Origin of the sequence: Streptomyces sp. NPDC002935 (genome assembly GCF_040611295.1) — a bacterium.
Taxonomy (GTDB): domain Bacteria; phylum Actinomycetota; class Actinomycetes; order Streptomycetales; family Streptomycetaceae; genus Streptomyces.
Map to the genome: position 1 here is coordinate 23,389 of NZ_JBEXNW010000032.1, position 16,427 is coordinate 39,815.

The following is a 16,427-nucleotide window of genomic DNA, read 5'->3' on the forward strand; positions in this document are numbered from 1 at the left end:
CCGGGTTCCCACTTGCGGAAAGGAACCTCGCAAACATACGGTATCGATACGCGAGGTTTTCCTGTGGAGGATGGGACATGACGGAAGTTCTTGTGCAGGTGGGTACGGAGGACCGGGTTCCTCCCGTGGCCAGGGTGGTGGAGCATCCGGCATGGCCCGTGCTCAAGGATGCCGTGGAGGAGATCCGGCCCTATCAGTCCAAGGACGGTTCCATCGACTTCGAGGGTGAAGCCGCCCCCGACGCCTCCGACATCGACCTGGCCGTGCGCCGGGCGATAGACGCGATCGAGCAGCTCTCCCCGCTGCTGCCCCACGACGGCGCGTACCACGAGGCGCTCGTCAAGGATCTGCGCGGCTGGGCCGACGGCGGCTTCAAGGTGCCCGACTTCCTCGACTCGCTGCTGGCCTTCCAGCCCGCCGCGAACCGCGAGGACGGCCTCCAGCACCTGGTCCTCTTCCCCATGTACACGCAGAACGGCAACCTGGACCGCAACTTCGAAGCGGTCGTGCTGCGCATGGTGTGGCCCGAATGGCTGGCCGAACTGGAGCGCACCCGCTACGACAACCCGCTGTTCTGCGGCATCACGTTCGAGGACTTCACCGCGGGGTACGACACCAACTCGGCCGTTCTCTTCCCCGAGACGATCGCGGTGCGCGAGGCGCCCGAGCGCTTCTCGTGGGGTGGCATCTTCTGCGACCGCGAGGCCGCCCGCTTCCGCGCCGTCACCGACGCCGCCGTGGACATCCTGGGCCTCGAACTGCCCGAGGACATCGCCGCCATGGTCCACGACCAGGAGCGCTGCGAGCAGGCCTTCGTGCTCTGGGACATGGTCCACGACCGCACCCACAGCCACGGTGACCTGCCGTTCGACCCGTTCATGATCAAGCAGCGCCAGCCGTTCTGGATGTACGGCCTGGAAGAGCTGCGCTGCGACCTCACCGCCTTCAAGGAGGCCGTGAAGCTGGAGTCCGAGGGCAACGCGCACGGCCGCGACGTGCAGTACGCCGTGCTCTTCGACCGGATGTTCCGCTTCCCCGTCACCGGCGACCGCGTCCGCAACTACGACGGTCTCGGCGGCCAGCTCCTCTTCGCCTACCTGCACAAGCACGACGTCGTCCGCTGGACCGACAACAAGCTGCACATCGACTGGCAGCGCGCCCCGCAGGTCACCAACCAGCTGTGCGCCGAGATCGAGGACCTCTACCGGGCCGGCATCGACCGCCCCAAGCTCGTCCACTGGTTCAAGGCGTACGAGCTGGTCTCCACCTACCTCGCCCCGCACCCGGGCTCCCGCTGGGCCAAGGGTCCGGACGCCCTCGACCTGTCCCAGCCGCCCCGCAAGCTCGTCGACGACGTGCTTCCGGACGAGTTTCCCCTGAGCATGTTCTATGAGGCGCTCTCCAAGAAGCTGAAGAACGTGATCGCCTCCACCAAGGGCATCGTGGCCGACTCCGAGCGGGTCGCCGCGTGACCGACCGCGGTAGCGAGAACATTGCTCAGGAGGCGAAGACCATGGGGAACGGGGCTCTCAGCGGTGCGGTGATCGCGGTGGCGGGCGCGGGTGGACCCGCCGGCCGGGCGGCACTGCTCAGGCTCGCCGAGGCGGGCGCGACCGTCATCGGCGCGGACAACGACGCGGAGCGGCTGGCGGAAGCCGTGGACGCGGCCCGCTACGCCCACGGCGGCTCCACCGTCGTCGGCGACACCGTCGACCTGCTCGACCTCCAGTCGACGCGCGACTGGGCCACGCGCATCCAGAAGGACTTCGGCCAGGTGGACGGCCTCGTACACCTCGTCGGAGGCTGGCGCGGCAGCGAGACCTTCACGAAGACGGTTCTCGACGACTGGGACCTGCTCGAACTGCTGCTCATCCGCACCGTGCAGCACACCACGCTCGCCTTCCACGAGGCGCTGCAGAGCAGCGAACGCGGCCGGTACGTCCTGATCAGCGCCGCCGGCGCGAGCAATCCCACCGCGGGCAACGCCGCCTACTCCGCGGCCAAGGCGGCCGCCGAGGCGTGGACGCTGGCCATGGCGGACTACTTCCGCAAGGCCGGCATCGCCGAGGGCGCGGACGGACCGACGTCCGCCGCTGCCATCCTGGTGGTGAAGGCGTTGGTGCACGACGCGATGCGCGCCGAGCGACCGAACGCGAAGTTCGCGGGCTTCACGGACGTCAAGGAACTGGCCGAGTCCATCGTCGGCGTCTGGGACCGGCCCGCCGGTGAAGTGAACGGAAAGCGTCTGTGGCTGACCGAGAAGCCGTGAATCCTCCGAAGACCGACGCCCGGCGTCATCACGACGCAGCCGTCCGCGGCTTCGCCAGCGACAACTACGCGGGGGCCCACCCCGAGGTGCTCGCCGCCCTGGCCCTGGCCAACGGCGGGCACCAGGTCGCGTACGGCGAGGACGACTACACGGCGAATCTCCAGCAGATCATCCGCAGCCACTTCGGTGCCACCGCGGAGGCCTTCCCGGTCTTCAACGGCACCGGCGCGAACGTGGTCGCCCTCCAGGCGGTCACCGACCGCTGGGGCGCGGTGATCTGCGCGGAGAGCGCGCACATCAACGTCGACGAGGGCGGCGCTCCCGAGCGCATGGGTGGCCTCAAGCTGCTCACGGTGCCCACGCCCGACGGCAAGCTCACGCCCGAACTGATCGACCGGCAGGCGTTCGGCTGGGACGACGAGCACCGTGCGATGCCGCAGGTCGTCTCGATCACCCAGAGCACCGAACTGGGCACGCTCTACACGCCCGGCGAGATCCGCGCGATCTGCGACCACGCTCACGCGCACGGCATGAAGGTGCACCTGGACGGGTCCCGGATATCCAACGCGGCCGCCTCCCTGGACGTCCCGATGCGGACGTTCACCAACGCGGTCGGCGTCGACATCCTGTCGCTGGGCGGCACGAAGAACGGCGCGCTGTTCGGCGAGGCGGTCGTCGTCCTCAACCAGGACGCCGTCAGCCACATGAAGCATCTGCGCAAGCTGTCGATGCAGCTCGCCTCCAAGATGCGCTTCGTCTCGGTGCAGTTGGAGGCGCTGCTCGCCAAGGACCTGTGGCTGCGCAACGCCCGCCACTCCAACGAGATGGCACAGCGTCTCGCCGAGGGCGTCCGCGCCGTGCACGGAGTGGAGATCCTCTATCCGGTCCAGGCCAACGCGGTCTTCGCCCGGCTGCCGCACGACGTGAGCGAGCGGCTGCAGAAGCGCTTCCGCTTCTACTTCTGGGACGAGACCGCCGGCGACGTCCGCTGGATGTGCTCCTTCGACACGACCGAGGACGACGTCGACGGGTTCGTGGCCGCGCTCAAGGAGGAGATGGCCCAGCAGTAGGCGGGGCACTCCGAGCACGCGCGCACCACGCAACGATGCATAGGTATGCGGTCACCTGAAAAGTCATTGACTCTCGGGTGATCGCATTCCTATGCTCTACGGGCATGGAGCTGATCCAGAAAACCAGCGACCTGTCCGCGTACCTGGCCGCCGACGAGGTTGTCGACCATCACCATCCGCTGGTCCGCGAGACCGCCGCACGGCTCGCCACGGGAGCCGTCGACTCGTATGCCTATGCGCGCTCGGCGTTCGAGTTCGTGCGCGACACCATCCCGCACTCGCACGATTCCGGCGACCCGCGGGTCACCTGGCGCGCCTCCGACGTACTGGAGCGGCGCACCGGCATCTGTTACGCCAAGGCCCACGCGCTGGCCGCGCTGCTGCGTGCCGAGGACATCCCGACCGCCTTCTGCTACCAGAGGTTCGACGAGGTGCACGGGCTCGTCGCCGTACGCTTCCACGGGTCCTGGCACCGGCAGGACCCCCGCGGCAACAAGCCCGGTGTGGACGCCCAATTCTCCCTGGACGGCGAGCGGCTGGCCTTCACGCCCGACCCCGAGTCCAATGAGCTGGACTATCCGGAGTTGTACGCTGAACCGCACCCGGCCGTGATCAGCGTCCTGAAGGCCGCCCCCGACCGGCTGTCCCTGTGGCGAACGCTCCCCACCGCATTCTGAGGCAAGGCAGAAGATGACTCTCACGCTCACCGTGTCCGACGAGGTGCGCGCCCTCGCGCCCGGTTTCACCCATGTCGCCATCGAGGCGGAGGGACTGGTCAACGGGCCCAGTACCGAGGGGACTTCGGCGCTCCTGGACGACGCGGCCCGGCGGCTGGCCGGACGCCTGGAAGGGCGGGCTCCGCACGAGGATCCGCACATGGCGGCCTGGCGGGAGATCTACACGGCGTTCGGCTCCAAGCCGTCACGCACCCGCAACTCCGCGGAGGCGCTGGCCAAGCGCGCGCTCTCGGACGCGGGCCTGCCGCGGATCAACGTCCTCGTGGACGTCTACAACGCGATCAGTGTGGCCCACCTGATCCCGGTCGGCGGCGAGGACACCGACCACATCCAGGGTGCCATGCGACTCGTGCGTGCCACCGGCGACGAGGACTTCGTGACCGTCGCGGGCGGTGAGGAGAGCGTCGAACACCCCGACGCGGGCGAGGTGGTGTGGCGCGACGACGCCGGCGTGACCTGCCGCCGCTGGAACTGGCGCCAGGGACCGCGCACCCGGCTCACCGAGCAATCCGCCTCGGCGGTCTTCCTGTTGGAGAGCCTGGCCCCGATGCCGGTCGCCGACGTCGAGACCGCGGGCGCCGAACTCGCCGAGCTGCTCCAGAAGTTCAGCCCCGGGGCGCGGATCACCGTCCACGCCCCGGAGTGACGACTCGGCGCGCTGGGCACGCCGTACGAGACGGTTCAGTGCTTCTCGGCCGCGCGCACCTCTTCGGGGGTCGGCGCGGTGCCGCCGAGGTGGGCGGGCATCCACCAGGTGTCGTCCGGCCCCTTGGGGCGTACGGGATAGGCGCGCTGGGCCGATTCGAGAAGCTCCTGGACCCGCTCGCGCAGCCGCCGGGTGATGGCGCCCGCGTACTGGTCCTGCGGGGCCTCCACCGGCTCGCCGACCCGGATGGTGATCGGGGTGTGGCTGCGCTTGAAGTTGCGCGGGTGGCCCTTGGTCCACAGCCGCTGGGTGCCCCACAGGGCCATGGGGATCAGCGGGACGCCGGCCTCCTGGGCCATGCGCGCGGCACCCGACTTGAAGCTCTTCAGTGTGAAGGACTGCGAGATGGTCGCCTCGGGGAAGACGCCGATGATCTCACCGGAACGCAGCGACTCCAGCGCGTGCTGGTAGGCCTTCTCGCCCTGCTGACGGTCCACGGGGATGTGCTTCATACCCCGCATCAGCGGACCGGAGATCTTGTGCCGGAAGACCGACTCCTTCGCCATGAAGCGCACCAGGCGCTTCTGCGGCAGAGCGGCGAGACCGTCGAAGATGAAGTCCAGGTAACTGATGTGGTTGCTGACCAGCACGGCGCCGCCCGAGCGCGGAATGTTCTCCGATCCCTTGCAGTCGATCTTGAGGTCCCACGCCTTGAAGAGCGTTTGGGCGAGGCCGACGACGGGACGGTAGACAAGCTCTGCCATGGACGGGGTGGACCCTTCTCTCTGCCTGGGAAGGGGTCTCCCGGCGGGAAAGTTACGCAGCCGTAGGTTTACGGCATTGCGCAGATCGTGCCCGAAGAACGGACGGGAGGCCAGCCCCGGTGCCTGGGAACGGCGAGATCCTCGTCACGTCGCCCCCTTGATCCACCTCGGAGTTTTAACCCGTCTTTACTCCGCGCGTACGGTCACGCGGCGCACGAACAGGTACATCTCACACCCGAGGCAGTACCCGAACGCAGCATTGAGAAACGCCGCCGCGAGCGCGCACCCGGTCGCCGCCGAGCCCAGCCACTGCGGGCCCACGGTCCAGCCGATCAGCCCGACCACCGCGAAGACCAGCCCGACCGCCTGCGCGAACCGCGGGGGCCCCGGCGCCTCGAACTCCGTCGGCGGCCCGAGCCGCGGCCGTACGGCCTTCCTGAAGATCCAGCCGTACGGCGAGCGCGCCACGCCGCCCGCCGCGCCCAGCGCGAACGCCAGTGTCTGCCACGCCAGCAGCCAGACGCTCCCAGTGATCAACGTCACCGCCAGTACGACCGTCGTCACGGCCGCACCGAACCGCGGCCCTCTCGCATCGATGTCCATGAATCAAGCATTCCGTATGGAGGGCGCCGGACGGCCCCGGGAATCTTTGCGGTCTCATGAATGCTTGTGCAGGTGATGAACGGACTTGTGGTGTGCGTGGTGGTGCTCGCGGCGGCGAGCGCCTTCGGGGTACTGCACCGGCGGCGGAGCGGGAGGGTGAGAGTGCGCGGGCGGGACGGCGGAAAGCGGCTCGGCGTGGCGGAGCTGGGGGAGGGGCTCGGCGCACGGGCCACCCTCGTACAGTTCTCCAGCGCCTTCTGTGCCCCCTGCCGGGCGACCCGGCGGGTGCTCGGCGAGGTGGCCGGCATGGTCCCCGGCGTGTCCCACGTGGAGATCGACGCCGAGGACCGTCTGGACCTCGTACGCGAACTCGGCATCCTCAAGACGCCCACCGTGCTCGTGCTCGACGCCGACGGGCGGATCGTGCGCCGGGCGACGGGGCAGCCGCGCAAGGCGGATGTCATCGCTGCGCTGGGAGAGGCCGTCTGACGCGTGGCGATCATGGTGAGGCATCTCCCAGATGCGGGTACGCCCTTGACTGTGCCCACGGCCTCTCGTCAGCCTGACTGTATGTTCCCGCACTTCCTTCTCCATGAGCTCGTCCACGTGGACCCGGCCCGCACCGCGCGTTCGTGCGCTCCGGGCTGTTGAGCAGTCAAGGCCCCCTCCCCGCTCTCGGCTCCACCCGTGCGGGGGGAGCCCCACGTCGGCCCTCGCAGAAGGACGGCTCCATGACGGCCACGCCCGGCCTCGGCACTCCGCGCCCCGCCTCCCCGGATCTGCTGCGCTCCGTCTTCCGGCGCCACGCGGCCGGTGTCGCCGTGATCACCGCCTCGGGCGCCCGCGGTCCCGTCGGCTTCACGGCCACCTCGCTCACCTCGGTCTCGGCGGAGCCCCCGGTCATCTCGTTCGGTATCGGCACCGGAGCCTCCAGCTGGCCCGCGATATCCGAGGCCGGCCATGTCGGTGTCCACGTGCTCGGCGAACACCAGCGGGAACTGGCCGCCACCTTCGCCCGCAGCGGCGCCGACCGGTTCGGCTCGCCCACCCGTTGGCGTAAGGGGCCCGAGGAAGTTCCCGTGCTCGACGACGTCCTCGCCTGGCTGGTGTGCCGCGTCGTGGCGCGCGTGCCGGCGGGGGATCACCGCATCGTCCTGGCGGAGGTCGTACTCGGCGATCCGACGGGCGCGGGCAGCCCGCTCCTCTACCACCAGGGGCGTTTCAACGGCCTGCGCGACTGAAGCCGCAGGCCGGGCTACTCGCGGGTTCTACCCGCCGGTTACACAGCGTTGCGAAGGTCACAGTCCAAAGCGCTTGCTCAGTGGGCGCGCAATGGGTGTACTGACGAGTAATATTTCGGTCGGAGCGCGGGCCGCCCCGACCGGGATCGGCCGCTTCAGGCGCCTATGCTGCCTGAAAGAAGGCAGCCCAGAAATGACGATGCAGTAGGAGAGCCGGCGTGAGCTTGAGGATCGTTGTCACTGTGAAGTACGTGCCCGACGCCACTGGCGACCGGCACTTCGCCGATGACCTGACCGTCGACCGTGACGACGTGGACGGCCTGCTGTCCGAACTCGACGAGTACGCCGTCGAGCAGGCGCTGCAGATCGCCGATGCCGCGGACGACGCCGAGATCACCGTGCTGACCGTCGGCCCCGAGGACGCCAAGGACGCGCTGCGCAAGGCGCTGTCCATGGGTGCCGACAAGGCCATCCACGTCGAGGACGACGACCTGCACGGCACCGACGCCATCGGCACCTCGCTGGTGCTGGCCAAGGCGATCGAGAAGGCCGGCTTCGACCTGGTCGTCTCCGGCATGGCGTCCACGGACGGCACCGCCGGTATCGTCCCGGCGCTGCTGGCCGAGCGCCTCGGTGTCCCGCAGGTCACGCTGCTTTCCGAGATCTCCGTCGAGGACGGTGTGGTCAAGGGCCGTCGTGACGGCGACACCGCCTCCGAGCAGCTCGAGGCCTCCCTTCCCGCCGTCGTGTCGGTGACCGACCAGTCGGGCGAGGCGCGTTACCCGTCCTTCAAGGGCATCATGGCCGCCAAGAAGAAGCCGGTTCAGTCCTGGGACCTGGAGGACCTGGAGATCGAGACGGACGAGGTCGGTCTCGAAGGTGCCTGGACCAAGGTCGACTCCGCCACCGAGCGTCCGGCGCGCACCGCAGGCACGATCGTCAAGGACGAGGGCGAGGGCGGCAAGCAGCTCGCTGAGTTCCTCGCGGGCCAGAAGTTCATCTAGTCGCCGAGGGTCCGGGACTCGCTCCCGGGCCGTTGCAGCGGCCAAGGCCCACCCCGCTCACCTCCCCTCAGACTTCGCAATCCGCAGGAGATCATTCCCATGGCTGAAGTTCTCGTCTACGTCGACCACGTGGACGGCGCCGTCCGCAAGCCCACCCTGGAACTGCTGACGCTGGCCCGCCGCATCGGCGAGCCCGTCGCCGTCGCCCTCGGCTCCGGTGCCGAGAACACCGCCGCCGCGCTCGCCGAGCACGGTGCGGTGAAGGTCCTCACGCACGACGCCGCCGAGTACGCCGACTACCTCGTCGTGCCGAAGGTGGACGCGCTCCAGGCCGCGTACGACGCCGTCTCCCCGGCCGCCGTGCTCGTCCCGTCCTCCGCCGAGGGCAAGGAGATCGCGGCCCGTCTCGCGGTCCGTATCGGCTCGGGCATCATCACCGACGCCACCGACGTGGAGGCCGGTGACGAGGGTCCGGTGGCCACGCAGTCCGCGTTCGCCGCCTCCTTCACCACCAAGTCCCGTGTCTCCAAGGGCACCCCGGTCATCACGGTCAAGCCGAACTCGGCTCCCGTGGAGGCCGCCCCGGCCGCCGGCGCCGTCGAGGCCCTCGCGGTCTCCTTCTCCGACAAGGCCACCGGCACCAAGGTCACCGCCCGCACCCCGCGCGAGTCGACCGGCCGCCCCGAGCTGACCGAGGCCGCGATCGTCGTCTCCGGCGGCCGTGGCGTCAACGGCGCCGAGAACTTCTCGATCATCGAGGGCCTCGCCGACTCGCTCGGTGCCGCCGTGGGCGCCTCGCGCGCCGCGGTCGACGCCGGCTGGTACCCGCACACCAACCAGGTCGGCCAGACCGGCAAGTCCGTCTCGCCGCAGCTCTACATCGCCTCCGGCATCTCCGGCGCCATCCAGCACCGCGCCGGCATGCAGACGTCGAAGACGATCGTGGCGATCAACAAGGACTCCGAGGCGCCGATCTTCGACCTGGTCGACTACGGCGTGGTCGGCGACCTCTTCGAGGTCGTCCCGCAGCTCACCGAGGAGATCAAGTCCCGCAAGGGCTGATCGCGCAGTGCTGTACGAGGCCCCCGTGACCGCGCACCGGTCACGGGGGCCTTCGTCCGTCCCCGGTCCGGGTGCGTGCCCGGTCCGGGTCCGTTCCGAGCTCGGGTTCGTCACAGGCTCAGCTTTGTCAGAGGCTCAGTGACGCCTGCACGGGCAGGTGGTCGCTCGGGAACTGGCCGTACCGCGAGAAGGTGTTGATCGTCGCCCGGTGCGCCGTGACACCCGGGGTGGTGAGGATCCAGTCGATACGGTCGCCGTCCGGCGTGAGCGGTTTGTAGCCGTGGAAGGTCGCGTACAGCCTGCTCCGCTCGGCGGCCGTGTCCCAGGTGTCGACGAGTCCGGCGCCCAGCAGGATGTCGTAGGCCGCGTTCCGGTGCGCCGCCGCGTTGAAGTCGCCGGTCACCAGACAGGGCAGGGACGGGTCGAACTCCCCGATCCTCTCGACGATGAGCGAGGCGGCCCGCGTACGCGCGTTCTGGCTCACGTGGTCCAGGTGGGTGTTGAGGACGTGGAACTCCCGCCCGCCGTCCTCCAGATCGCGAAAACGCACCCAGGTGGCGATGCGGGGAAGCGTGTTGCCCCAGGTCTTCGAGCCGATCACCCTGGGCGTGTCGGAGAGCCAGAAGGTGTCGTGTCCGACCGGAGCCAGACGGCGCGTGTCGTAGAAGATCGCGACGGACTCGTCGCGGCTGCCGCCCTCGCGGCCGGTGCCGATCCACTCGTAGTGCGGTGCGAGGTCGGACTCGATGTCGAGCAGCTGCTGGTAGAGGCCCTCCTGGGTGGCGATGACGTGGGGCGTCTCGCCGCGCAACAGTTCGCGCATCACCGGACGGCGCACCGCCCAACTGTTGGGTTCGACGGTGCTCGCGTAGCGCAGGTTGAAGGTCATGACGTCCAGGCGGGGGCGGGCGCGCCAGGTGGCGGAGGCGTGCGCCGTGGTGAGCAGGGGGAGGGCGACCGCGGCGGCCACCACGGTCCTGAGCCCCATACGTCGGGTGACTCTGATGGAGTTGGGCACGCGTGCTCCTTCGGTCGCGAGTCAGGATGGGGGCGCGCATCACCGGAGGGGAAGAAGGAACCGAGACAGACTGCCCGACGCGACCGAGACGGGAGTGAACGCGGCGGGGCCGCGGAGTGTCCCGCGATCCAAGAGGGTGTTGACCCGCGGGAATGTCGCCGGATAACTTCGTTCTACGGATTGTTGATTCCGTACTGCGGAAAACAGGAGGCTGTGGGATGGGTCAGGGTCAGCAGGAGAAGGTGGCGACGAGCCTCGCGGGCGCCGTCAGTACAGCGATCAGCGCCTCTCTCGCCCCCGTCGACGCCGAGCTGGAGCGCCGCTACCCCGGGGACCCCGGCACCCGGCAGCCCGTTCACACCGTGTACGTCCCCGGTGACGTGTTCGCCGCCGACACGATCCGTACCTGGGGCGATCGCGCGCTGGCCGCCCTCGACGAACACGCCCCGGACGCCGCCTCCTTCGCCGCGGTCCTCGGCCTCACCGACGAACTCGCCGAGCCCGTGTACGACCGCGTACGGGCCAAGCTGGAGCGCGAACCCGTCGAGGACCTGCGCGTCGACTTCGAGGACGGCTACGGCCCGCGCCCGGACGCCGAGGAGGACGCGACGGCGGCCCGCGCGGCCCGGCTGATCGCGGAAGCGTACGAGAGCGGCACCGCGGCCCCGTACATGGGCATCCGCATGAAGTGCATGGAGGCACCGGTACGCGACCGGGGCATCCGCACCCTCGACATCTTCCTGACCGGTCTGATGGAGGCGGGCGGCCTGCCCGGGGGCCTCGTCCTCACCCTGCCCAAGGTGACCTACCCGGAACAGGTCACGGCCATGGTCCGGCTCCTTGAGGAGTTCGAGAAGGCGCGCGGCCTGGAGCCCGGCCGGATCGGCTTCGAGATCCAGATCGAGACCAGCCAGTCCATCCTCGCCACGGACGGCACGGCCACCGTCGCCCGCATGATCCAGGCCGCCGAGGGCCGCGCCACCGGTCTGCACTACGGCACCTTCGACTACAGCGCCTGCCTCGGCGTCTCCGCGGCGTACCAGTCGAGCGACCACCCCGCCGCCGACCACGCCAAGGCGATCATGCAGGTCGCGGCCGCCGGCACCGGCGTACGCCTCTCGGACGGCTCCACCAATGTCCTGCCCGTCGGCCCCACCGAGAAGGTGCACGACGCCTGGCGCCTGCACTACGGCCTCACCCGCCGCGCCCTGGCCCGCGCCTACTACCAGGGCTGGGACATGCACCCCGGCCACATCCCGACCCGCTACGCGGCCGTCTTCGCCTTCTACCGCGAGGGCTTCGAACAGGCCGCCGCCCGCCTCGCCCGCTACGCCGGCCACACGGCCGGCGACGTGATGGACGAGCCCGCCACCGCCAAGGCCCTCAGCGGCTACCTGCTGCGCGGCCTGGACTGCGGCGCCCTCGACACCCCCGAGGTGGCCCGAGCGACAGGCCTCACCCGCGCGGACCTGGAAACCTTCGCGAGGCCGCGACGGGGGGATCTGACGGTCTCGGGACAGTAGAGCGCGGCTGTTCGGCCGGGGCCCGCGGATGCGCGTCCGGGCCCGCGCCGTTCCGCGGTGTCTCACCCGCGCCTGCGCCCGATCCGCTTCGCACGCTGATTGAGTCGACTGCGCAGGCGTACGTTCACCACGAATCCCACGAGGAGGACGAGCACCGCGAGACTGGCCGCCTGCCAGACGACGCTCTTGAGCACGGTCACGACTCCGATGAACGCGATGCCCAAGAGGAAGACCATCTCCCGGAGTTCCTTCTTGAGCTGGTAGGAGCGACTGCAGCGGATCCGCACGGTCGCCAGCCACTGGCCCTCCAGCCCGAGCCCCGACCACAGTCGGCGGTCGAGGAACACCCAAGGTAGATCGGGAAAGGTGCCCAGGGCGTCCAGGGAGCTCGGATATCTGCTGGTCATGTCGCCGCCGTGCAACTCCGTGCGGCGCTCGTGCACTTCGTCACTGGTACGAATGGCCTTGAGCTGCAGAACGGGCACCGAGCCGTCGTCGCCGGGAAAGCCCTCGAGTACGACCTCGTCTCCGCTCGAGACGCCGAGGAGTTCCAGCGTCAGGGTGTCCAGCAGACACACCTCCTGTTCCGCGCTGGCCCGGTCGCCGTCCTGCACACGGCAGGTCACGTAGTTGACGTGACCGAAGAACGTCTCCTGCCATCTGCGCCGGGGGCGGGGCAGATGCGCCGGGCGCACGGTGACAGCCTCTCCCGGCTCGAGGCCGACCCCGACACGCAGTGAGTGATCGACCTCGACCCTGTGCGTCTCCTCGGCCGGTAGGTCGTGGGCCACTATCACTGTGGCCAGCGCACCGAGCCGCTCGTGGCGTGCCGCGGGAATCTGGGCGTTCTGGACGATGGCGAACTGGGGGTCACCCAGGGCGGTTGAGACCGCCCTCGATAAGCGGACGACGCCGGCGCCGCGCTGATCGAAGGAATCGGGCGTGCGTCCCGTGTGAAACGCCTCCGAGGGAATGGCGTTGGCAGGGTGAATGTCGTCGTAGACCGTTCGGGCGGGCGCGTCCGTGACGTACTGACGCAGCCCGGAGTCGGTCAGGCGCCCTTCGTCGGCGAACAGGCGGGTGCCCTTCTCGCAGAGCTGCTCGTTCCCCCGCGCCCGTGAACTGAACTGTTCGGGAGTGTCACCGAACCACTCCCGCAGCTGGCGGGACTCCGAAAGGAGATCGGTGAGGAGTTGGCGCTCCCCGGGATGCGTGCGTGGTGCTCCTGAGCCGTCGTGGATCACTCCGTAGCGATGCACGTAGAGATAGGCGCCGCCGAGCAGTTCACCCGACTCCAGCTCCATCGGGAAGTCTTCGGCCGGGAGCAGGACCCGGTCGTACTCGCCGTCCGGATCGGCGATCCCCTCGCTGGCGTCGACGATTTCGAGTTGAGCGGCGTCGAGCCAGGTGATGTACAGATCCCGGCTCTGCCCCGGCGTGTGAAACGGAGACGAGGAGACGTACCCGAGGGGGCTGACATACGCCGACACACCGATGCCGATGCCCGTGACGCGCGCTTTCACGATCGGGATCGTGGAGGAGACCCCAAGGCCCTCCATCTTGTGACGTAGTTGCGCGGGACAGGCGTTGGAGCCGACAGAGATGACCGGGTAGCGGTCGCCGACCAGCGTCTGGTTGGCGCTCATGAGGGCATAGTTGAGCGGCACGGGGCCATGGCTCGCCGTGCCCGCCCGGAAGCCGCCGGGTGGTTGCTCCACCGTCCACTTGGCGAGTCGCCTGTGCGGCTTGGCCTTCAGGCGCAGCAACCGGTTCTGGTGCAGCAGGCCGGATTCCGTGGGCCAGGCACCGGGGTAGCTGAGGGGATGTTCGCGGGGGGCTTCGGAGAGTCCGAGTGCTTCGAGCGTACGATCGTCCACTGTGCCGTCAGGCCTTTCGCCGTCGGTTGGCTGCCCGGGGATGGCGTGTGCGCGGTCATCGTAAGGAACGGAAGGCCGTCCTCATAGGGGGCCTGAACCGAGGCGCGTTCAGCGGGCCGGCGGCAGTTCACCCGAGCCTCGGGTGATCAGCCGGGTCGGGAGTTCGATGCGTTCCGGTGCGATGAGGTTGCCGTCGAGCTGGCGGAAGAGGCGTTCGGCTGCGGTGCGGCCGAGGGCGGCGGCGTCCTGGGCCACGACGGTGACGCCGGGCTCCAGGAGGTCGGCGAGCTCGATGTCGTCGAAGCCGACCAGGGCGACGGGGCGGCCCCGCTCGGCGATGACCCGGACGACCGTGACGGTGACCCGGTTGTTGCCCGCGAAGACCGCTGTGACGGGCGAAGGCCCGGAGAGCATGTCCTCGGCCGCCTTGCGCACCCGCTGCGGATCGGTGACGCCGAGGGACATCCAGCTGTCCTCGACCGGTATGCCGGCGTCCTCCATGGCGGCCCGGTAGCCGCGCAGCCGCTCGGCGGCGGTGTGGATGCGCGGCATGTCGCCGATGAAACCGATCCGGCGGTGGCCGTGGGCGATGAGGTGGGCGACGCCGTCGCGGGCGCCCCCGAAGCTGTCCGACAGAACGACGTCGGCATCGATCTTCCCGGCCGGGCGGTCCACGAAGACCGTGGCGACGCCCGCCTTTATCTCCGGCTCCAGATAGCGGTGGTCGTCCCCGGCCGGGATCACGACCAGTCCGTCCACGCGGCGCGCGCACAGGGCGAGGACCAGTTCCTGCTCGCGGTCCGGGTCCTCCGCGCTGGAACCGTTGATCAGCAGGGCTCCGTGGGCGCGGGCCACCTCCTCGACCGCGCGGCTCAGCGGGCCGTAGAAGGGGTCCGCGAGGTCCTCCAGGACCAGCCCGATGCTCGCCGTGCGACCCTTGCGCAGCACCCGGGCGCTGTCGTTGCGGCGGAACCCCAGCGCCTCGATCGCCTCCTGGACGCGCCGCTCGGTGTCCGGGGTGACCCCGGGCTCGCCGTTGACCACGCGGGAGACCGTTTTCAGGCCGACTCCCGCACGCGCCGCTACGTCCTTCATGGTCGGACGGTTTCCGTAGCGGTTCTCGGATCGGCGGGCGGTCTCGGCCACGATGTGCTGTCCTGTCCTGTCGTCCACGGGGATGCGTAGGTCCATGGGGTTGTATGAGGATGTGGCGTCGAGCATAGAGCCTGGACAACGTTGTCAGATGCGGGAGACACTGTCCACCGCAATCTCCGGCCTGCGCCTTCCCCAGGGCGCACGGGTCCCGGTGGTCCGCCGGCGCCCTTCGCGCGGCGTACTACAGGACCCGATCCTGCCCAGTTTTCGGCCGGGGACCCGGGACCCGCGGCGCGGCGGGCCCGTAACGACACCCCATGGGAGACCTGACTCTGATGCACACCGACCTCGTGGCCGCGCTCGACATCGGCGGCACCAAGATCGCCGGAGCGCTGGTGGACGGCCACGGCCGGATTCTTCTGCGCGCGCAGCGCGCGACGCCCGCGCGGGAGGACGGCGACACCGTGATGCGCGCCGTCGAGGACGTGCTCGGCGAGCTGACGGTCTCCCCGCTGTGGAGCAGGGCCGGGGCCCTCGGAATCGGCAGCGCGGGTCCGGTGGACGCCTCCGCGGGCACGGTGAGCCCGGTGAACGTGCCCGGCTGGCGCGGCTACCCGCTGGTCGAGCGGGCCGCCAAGGCCGCGGGCGGACTGCCCGTCGAGCTGATCGGTGACGGCGTCGCCATCACGGCGGCCGAGCACTGGCAGGGTGCCGCCCGCGGCCACGACAACGCGCTGTGCATGGTCGTGTCCACCGGTGTGGGCGGCGGGCTCGTCCTGAACGGTCAGCTGCACCCCGGCCCCACCGGCAACGCGGGCCACATCGGGCACATCAGCGTCGATCTCGACGGCGACCTCTGCCCCTGTGGCTCCCGGGGCTGTGTCGAGCGCATCGCCAGCGGTCCGAACATCGCCCGCCGCGCGCTGGAGGCCGGCTGGCAGCCCGGCCCCGACGGCGACACCTCGGCCGCGGCGGTGGCCGAGGCGGCCCGCGCGGGCGACCCGGTCGCCGTGGCCTCCTTCGAGCGGGCCGCGCAGGCTCTCGCGGCGGGCATCGCGGCGACCGCGACCCTGGTCGAGATCGACATCGCCGTGATCGGCGGGGGAGTGGGCAAGGCGGGCGAGGTGCTCTTCACACCGCTGCGCAAGGCGCTGGCCGACTACGCGACGCTGTCCTTCGTCCAGCGGCTGACCGTGGCGCCCGCGCTGATGGGTACGGACGCCGGTCTGGTCGGCGCGGCCGCGGCCGCGCTCGCCCGCAAAGCGCCCGCATCCGCGGCCCGCGTCTGACCTGGTGGTTCTGGGCCGCGGCCTGCGTCGGGCTGGTGCTCCTGGCTCCAGCCCGCGTCGGACCGATGCTCCTGGGCTGCGGCCCGCGTCGTTCGACGTGCCCGGAGTGCCCGTGCGTCTGAGTGCCACGTGCTTCTGAGCCACGTGCGTCCGGAGTGCCGGGTGTGCCCGAAGCGCCGGGCGCGTCCGTCGTCGGGCCGGATGAAGGTGCCGGATCCAACCGTGACTC

Annotated in this window: 16 protein-coding genes; 11 read left to right on the top strand and 5 right to left on the bottom strand. The window is 70.0% G+C overall.

Going from position 1 to position 16,427, the window contains the following annotated elements; all coding sequences use genetic code 11:
- Positions 1-77: 77 nt before the first annotated feature.
- The 5 genes from ABZX90_RS33150 (at position 78) to ABZX90_RS33170 (ending at position 4,722) form a co-directional block, all read left to right on the top strand.
- Entirely contained in the window at positions 78-1,472 is a 1,395-nt protein-coding gene (locus ABZX90_RS33150; RefSeq protein ID WP_351130053.1) for a DUF6421 family protein, read from the top strand.
- Between the two features lie 41 nt (positions 1,473-1,513).
- Positions 1,514-2,269, top strand: a complete 756-nt coding sequence (locus ABZX90_RS33155) for an SDR family NAD(P)-dependent oxidoreductase (protein ID WP_351130056.1) — start codon at positions 1,514-1,516, stop codon at positions 2,267-2,269.
- On the top strand, positions 2,266-3,339 hold the full coding sequence (locus tag ABZX90_RS33160) for a low specificity L-threonine aldolase (RefSeq protein ID WP_355211107.1): 1,074 nt from the start codon (positions 2,266-2,268) through the stop codon (positions 3,337-3,339). Before ABZX90_RS33155 ends, ABZX90_RS33160 begins: the two co-directional genes overlap by 4 nt.
- Before the next feature lie 104 nt (positions 3,340-3,443).
- Positions 3,444-4,016, top strand: coding sequence for a transglutaminase domain-containing protein (locus tag ABZX90_RS33165; RefSeq protein WP_351130060.1), 573 nt, complete (start codon positions 3,444-3,446; stop codon positions 4,014-4,016).
- Positions 4,017-4,029: 13 nt separating this feature from the next.
- Positions 4,030-4,722, top strand: coding sequence for a phenylalanine--tRNA ligase beta subunit-related protein (locus ABZX90_RS33170; RefSeq protein WP_351130063.1), 693 nt, complete (start codon positions 4,030-4,032; stop codon positions 4,720-4,722).
- Between the two features lie 35 nt (positions 4,723-4,757).
- Here ABZX90_RS33170 and ABZX90_RS33175 read toward each other — a convergent pair whose 3' ends face one another.
- Together ABZX90_RS33175 and ABZX90_RS33180 are read right to left on the bottom strand one after the other, a co-directional pair.
- The gene (locus ABZX90_RS33175) at positions 4,758-5,486 is read right to left on the bottom strand and encodes a lysophospholipid acyltransferase family protein (protein WP_351130064.1); all 729 of its coding nucleotides are present in this window, start codon (positions 5,484-5,486) and stop codon (positions 4,758-4,760) included.
- A gap of 186 nt (positions 5,487-5,672) precedes the next feature.
- A complete protein-coding gene (locus ABZX90_RS33180; RefSeq protein ID WP_355211112.1) occupies positions 5,673-6,089 on the bottom strand; it encodes a DUF4395 domain-containing protein in 417 nt (138 codons plus the stop codon).
- 75 nt (positions 6,090-6,164) lie between these two features.
- Between ABZX90_RS33180 and ABZX90_RS33185 the strand changes: the two genes are divergently transcribed.
- The 4 genes from ABZX90_RS33185 (at position 6,165) to ABZX90_RS33200 (ending at position 9,396) form a co-directional block, all read left to right on the top strand.
- Entirely contained in the window at positions 6,165-6,578 is a 414-nt protein-coding gene (locus ABZX90_RS33185) for a thioredoxin family protein (protein ID WP_351130219.1), read from the top strand.
- A gap of 242 nt (positions 6,579-6,820) precedes the next feature.
- On the top strand, positions 6,821-7,330 hold the full coding sequence (locus ABZX90_RS33190) for a flavin reductase family protein (protein ID WP_351130068.1): 510 nt from the start codon (positions 6,821-6,823) through the stop codon (positions 7,328-7,330).
- Positions 7,331-7,548: 218 nt separating this feature from the next.
- Complete coding sequence (locus ABZX90_RS33195; protein ID WP_351130071.1) at positions 7,549-8,334, top strand: electron transfer flavoprotein subunit beta/FixA family protein; 786 nt, start codon at positions 7,549-7,551, stop codon at positions 8,332-8,334.
- Between the two features lie 99 nt (positions 8,335-8,433).
- The gene (locus tag ABZX90_RS33200) at positions 8,434-9,396 is read left to right on the top strand and encodes an electron transfer flavoprotein subunit alpha/FixB family protein (RefSeq protein WP_355211116.1); all 963 of its coding nucleotides are present in this window, start codon (positions 8,434-8,436) and stop codon (positions 9,394-9,396) included.
- A 127-nt stretch (positions 9,397-9,523) separates the two neighbouring features.
- Here ABZX90_RS33200 and ABZX90_RS33205 read toward each other — a convergent pair whose 3' ends face one another.
- Positions 9,524-10,414 carry an endonuclease/exonuclease/phosphatase family protein gene (locus tag ABZX90_RS33205; protein ID WP_355211119.1) on the bottom strand — a complete coding sequence of 297 codons (891 nt, stop codon included), beginning with the start codon at positions 10,412-10,414 and terminating at the stop codon, positions 9,524-9,526.
- A gap of 218 nt (positions 10,415-10,632) precedes the next feature.
- On the opposite strand from ABZX90_RS33205, the gene ABZX90_RS33210 reads away from it, so the two are divergent.
- A complete protein-coding gene (locus ABZX90_RS33210; RefSeq protein WP_355211122.1) occupies positions 10,633-11,937 on the top strand; it encodes an aldolase/citrate lyase family protein in 1,305 nt (434 codons plus the stop codon).
- A gap of 62 nt (positions 11,938-11,999) precedes the next feature.
- Here the strand turns inward: ABZX90_RS33210 and ABZX90_RS33215 are convergent, their stop codons facing one another.
- Positions 12,000-13,814, bottom strand: coding sequence for a hypothetical protein (locus ABZX90_RS33215; protein WP_351130082.1), 1,815 nt, complete (start codon positions 13,812-13,814; stop codon positions 12,000-12,002).
- 108 nt (positions 13,815-13,922) lie between these two features.
- Complete coding sequence (locus tag ABZX90_RS33220; RefSeq protein ID WP_355211125.1) at positions 13,923-15,005, bottom strand: LacI family DNA-binding transcriptional regulator; 1,083 nt, start codon at positions 15,003-15,005, stop codon at positions 13,923-13,925.
- A gap of 239 nt (positions 15,006-15,244) precedes the next feature.
- Between ABZX90_RS33220 and ABZX90_RS33225 the strand changes: the two genes are divergently transcribed.
- Positions 15,245-16,198, top strand: coding sequence for an ROK family protein (locus ABZX90_RS33225; RefSeq protein ID WP_351130221.1), 954 nt, complete (start codon positions 15,245-15,247; stop codon positions 16,196-16,198).
- Positions 16,199-16,427: the final 229 nt, after the last annotated feature.

Excerpts from the sequence above, each read along its gene's own strand:
- ABZX90_RS33150 (WP_351130053.1), top strand. The coding sequence starts at position 78 with ATGACGGAAGTTCTTGTGCAGGTGGGTACGGAGGACCGGGTTCCTCCC.
- ABZX90_RS33155 (WP_351130056.1), top strand. The coding sequence starts at position 1,514 with ATGGGGAACGGGGCTCTCAGCGGTGCGGTGATCGCGGTGGCGGGCGCG.
- ABZX90_RS33165 (WP_351130060.1), top strand. The coding sequence starts at position 3,444 with ATGGAGCTGATCCAGAAAACCAGCGACCTGTCCGCGTACCTGGCCGCC.
- ABZX90_RS33170 (WP_351130063.1), top strand. The coding sequence starts at position 4,030 with ATGACTCTCACGCTCACCGTGTCCGACGAGGTGCGCGCCCTCGCGCCC.
- ABZX90_RS33175 (WP_351130064.1), bottom strand. The coding sequence starts at position 5,486 with ATGGCAGAGCTTGTCTACCGTCCCGTCGTCGGCCTCGCCCAAACGCTC.
- ABZX90_RS33180 (WP_355211112.1), bottom strand. The coding sequence starts at position 6,089 with ATGGACATCGATGCGAGAGGGCCGCGGTTCGGTGCGGCCGTGACGACG.
- ABZX90_RS33185 (WP_351130219.1), top strand. The coding sequence starts at position 6,165 with ATGAACGGACTTGTGGTGTGCGTGGTGGTGCTCGCGGCGGCGAGCGCC.
- ABZX90_RS33190 (WP_351130068.1), top strand. The coding sequence starts at position 6,821 with ATGACGGCCACGCCCGGCCTCGGCACTCCGCGCCCCGCCTCCCCGGAT.
- ABZX90_RS33200 (WP_355211116.1), top strand. The coding sequence starts at position 8,434 with ATGGCTGAAGTTCTCGTCTACGTCGACCACGTGGACGGCGCCGTCCGC.
- ABZX90_RS33210 (WP_355211122.1), top strand. The coding sequence starts at position 10,633 with ATGGGTCAGGGTCAGCAGGAGAAGGTGGCGACGAGCCTCGCGGGCGCC.
- ABZX90_RS33220 (WP_355211125.1), bottom strand. The coding sequence starts at position 15,005 with ATGGACCTACGCATCCCCGTGGACGACAGGACAGGACAGCACATCGTG.
- ABZX90_RS33225 (WP_351130221.1), top strand. The coding sequence starts at position 15,245 with ATGCACACCGACCTCGTGGCCGCGCTCGACATCGGCGGCACCAAGATC.